A 2,658-nucleotide genomic window follows, 5' to 3' on the forward strand; every position below is an offset into this window, starting at 1 on the left:
GCCACCACGTGACGGGCCAGCGCCGAACCCGCCATCCCGGTGCCGCCGGTGATCAATACCGTGCCGCTCGCCCAGGCGTCGGGCAGGCTCATCACGACCTTGCCGACGTGGCGTGCCTGGCTCAGGTACCGCAGCGCGGCGGGCGCCCGCCGGATATCGAAGGTGGTCACCGGCAATGGCCGCAGGATGCCGGCGTCGAACAGGTCCGCCAGGTTGGCGAGGATCCGCTGGATGTGGTCCGGCCCGCCTTCGAAGAGGTCGAAGGCGCGGTAGCGCACGCCCCGGTGATCCGCAGCGACCTCAGCGGCGTCGCGGATGTCGGTCTTGCCCATCTCCAGGAAAATTCCGCCGGGTGCGACCAGCCGCAGTGACGCGTCGACGAAGTCGCCGGCCAGCGAGTCCAACACCACGTCCATCCCGGCCCTGCCGGTCCTGCCGGTGACCGACCGGAACTTGTCCTCGAACTCCAGACTGCGCGAATCGGAGATGTGGTCCTCGTCAAAGCCCATGGCCCGCAACGTGTCCCACTTAGCACGGCTGGCGGTGGCGAACACCTCCAGACCCCAGTGCCGGGCCAGCTGCACCGCGGCCGTCCCTACCCCGCCGGTAGCGGCATGCACCAGGATGCGCTGACCGGGCCGCACGTCAGCCAGCGTGGACAACGCATAATAGGCCGTCGCGAAGCCGACCGGGACGGTGGCGGCGTCGGCGTCCGACCACTGCCCCGGCACCTTGATCAGCAGTCGCTCGTCGGTGGTCGCGATGCTGCCGGTGCCTTCGGGGAACAGGCCGGCAACTCGGTCTCCCACCGCGAAATTGCTTGTATTGGAGCCGGTTTCGACTACTACACCGGATGCCTCGACGCCCATCGCCGCGCCCGGGTCGGGGTAGAGACCCAATGCGATCATGACGTCGCGGAAGTTGGCCGCCATGGCGCGGGTCGCAATGCGCACGTGGCCCGGCGCTAGGGGCTCTTCAGCGTCGGGCGCCGGTTCCAGTTGCAGGTTCTCGAAGGTGCCGGCGCTGCTGATGCCCAACCTCCAAGCACCGTCGCCGGGGGGGACCAACACACCGTCGACCGCGCGACTGCCGTGCACCCGCGCGATGTGCGGTTGTCCACCTCGGATCACGACCTGCGGGTCGCCCACCGCCAAAGCCGCCGCTATCGCCGTATCATCAAGCGGCACATCGGAATCCACCAGAACGATGCGGCCAGGGTGCTCGGTCTGCGCCGAGCGCACCAATCCCCACACCGCCGCGCCGGCCAGATCGGTGACGTCTTCGCCCGGCCGTGCGACCGCGCCACGGGTGAGCACCACCAACATGCCCGAGTGATCTTCGGACAGCCAGGACTGCACTGCCGTCAGCGCCTGGCGTGTCGCCGTGCGCACACCGGCGACCGGATCTCCGGCAACCGCTGCCGACTCGAAGACCTGGTAGGACGGGATGTCGGAGGTCTCGGCCGCCAGCGGCGCCGGCAACCAGGCCACCTCGAAAAGCCGATCCCCACCCGAACCCGACAGTGCCGCCTTGAGCTGTTGGTCGGTCACGGGACGGGCCACCATGGAAGCCACCGACAAAACCGGCAAGCCCAGCCCGTCGGCCAGCTCGATGGAGACCGCCGACGGGGTGGTCCGCACGATCCGCGCCCGTATCGCTGCCGCGCCCGCGGCATACAACGACACGCCCTGCCAGGAGAACGGCACCAGCACCGAACCTTCGGCACCCTCGGCAGTCTCGTCAGCGGCCAGGATGACCGCATGCAGCGCCGCATCGAGCAGCACCGGATGGACACCGAACCCGGCCACCGAGACGCCGGCGTCCGCCGGCAGCGCCACCTCGGCGAATACCTCGTCGCCGCGCCGCCACATCGCGGTCAACCCGCGGAAGGCCGGCCCATACCCGTACCCCCGCTCGGCCAGCCGCTCGTATCCGTCGCCGACGTCCACGGAGACCGCACCCACCGGCGGCCACGTCGACAGGTCCGGAATCGGCGCACTGGGCGCCCCCGAACCCGCGCTCAGCACGCCTTCGGCGTGAAGCAGCCAGCCGGCACCGGTGTCGGCACGCGAGAACACCGAAACCGCTCGCGCACCCGCGTCGTCCGGGCCACCGACCACGACCTGGATCGCCACCGTGCCCGTCGCGGGAAGCACCAGCGGCGCCGCCAAGTTCAGCTCGTCGACGACCCCGCAACCCACTTCGTCACCGGCGCGGATCACCAATTCCACGAACCCGGCCCCGGGGAACAGCACCACCCCGCCGACGGCGTGGTCGGCCAACCAGCCCTGCGCGCTCGGCGACAGCCGACCGGTCAGCAGGACTCCGCCGGAGGCCGGCAGCTCCACCACCGCACCCAGCAGCGCGTGCTCACTGGCCTGCAGACCCAACCCGGCGGCATCGCGCGCGCCACTGTCGGCGGAGAGCCAGAACCGGCGCCGCTCAAAGGCATACGTCGGCAGTTCCACGAAGTTGGCCGCCCCGAGCGCGCTGCGCCAATCCACGTCCATACCGGCTACAAAGCCGTGCGCGACGGCATTCGTCAGGGTCTCCGGTTCCGGGCGGTCCTTACGCAGAGCGGTCATCGTCAGTACCGGAGTGTCGGGCAGCGATTCTTCGATCGACGCCATCAGGCCGCTGCCGGGTCCGACTTCGAGG

At 70.0% G+C, this 2,658-nt stretch carries 1 protein-coding gene; it reads right to left on the reverse strand.

Going from position 1 to position 2,658, the window contains the following annotated elements; translation table 11 throughout:
* Positions 1–2,658, reverse strand: a 2,658-nt coding sequence (locus tag VML93_RS31535) for a polyketide synthase dehydratase domain-containing protein (protein WP_325616668.1), incomplete at both ends; no start/stop codon positions are given.

It is taken from the genome of Mycobacterium sp. (genome assembly GCF_035499775.1).
In the GTDB taxonomy this organism is placed as follows: domain Bacteria; phylum Actinomycetota; class Actinomycetes; order Mycobacteriales; family Mycobacteriaceae; genus Mycobacterium.